General features: G+C 65.2%; 1 protein-coding gene. It reads left to right on the forward strand.

Going from position 1 to position 970, the window contains the following annotated elements:
- The coding region (locus tag IF43_RS37480) for a glycosyltransferase family 2 protein (RefSeq protein WP_037891626.1) at nt 1-970 on the forward strand (970 nt) is incomplete at both ends.

The following is a 970-nucleotide window of genomic DNA, read 5'->3' on the forward strand; positions in this document are numbered from 1 at the left end:
ACGTCTCCGTGGTCGTCATCGTCTACAACGACGCAGAGCGTCTTCCGACGGCGGTCCAGTCCGTCCTCGACCAGACCCTGCACGGGGTCGAGGTCGTCATCGTCGACGACTGCAGCAAGGACCGCTCCTACGCCGTCGCACAGGAACTCGAAGCCGCCCACCCCGGCCGGGTCCGCGCCTTCCAGCTCCCCGCCAACAGCGGCGGCTGCGGCGCCCCCCGCAACCACGGCATCACCCGAGCCCGCGGCACCTACGTCATGTTCCTCGACAGCGACGACGTCCTCGAACGCAACGCCTGCCGCAACATGCTCGAAGCCGCCGAGACCACCGGCGCCGACCTCGTCTCCGGCATGTGCGTCCGCGTCCACCTCGACTCACGCCACAAGAAGACCGTCGAGTGGTACCCCTGGCTCTACAACCGCACCCGCACCCTCACCTCCATCACCGAACTCCCCGACCTCCTCGTCTTCGACACCCTCTCGACGAACAAGTGCTACCGGCGCCAGTTCCTCCTCGACGCAGGCCTCGAGTTCCCCGTCGGCATCCACTACGAAGACCTCCTCTTCTCCGCCCAGGCCTACGTAGCCGCCGACAAGATCACCCTCATCCCCAACCACGTCTACTACTGGAACGTGATCGAAAAGGCCGCCGCCAAATCGATCAGCAACCGACGCCACGAGATCGCCAACTTCGTCCACCGCATGGAGATCCACCGCCGCGTGGACGAACTCCTCGAAAGCCACGGACACGACGACCTCAAATTCGCCAAGGACGTCAAGTTCCTCAAGCACGACCTCGTCCTCCACCTCCGCGACCTCCCCCTCCTCGACGACACCTACCGCCACGAATTCGCCCAACTCGCCAACACCTACCTCGACACCCTCGACCCCGCCGCCTACGACCACGTCCAACCCCTCCAAGCCATCTGCGCCTACCTCCTCAAGCAGGAGGACTGGGACAACCTCCTCCC

The organism is Streptomyces sp. NRRL S-87 (assembly GCF_000719335.1).
Taxonomy (GTDB): Bacteria; Actinomycetota; Actinomycetes; order Streptomycetales; family Streptomycetaceae; genus Streptomyces.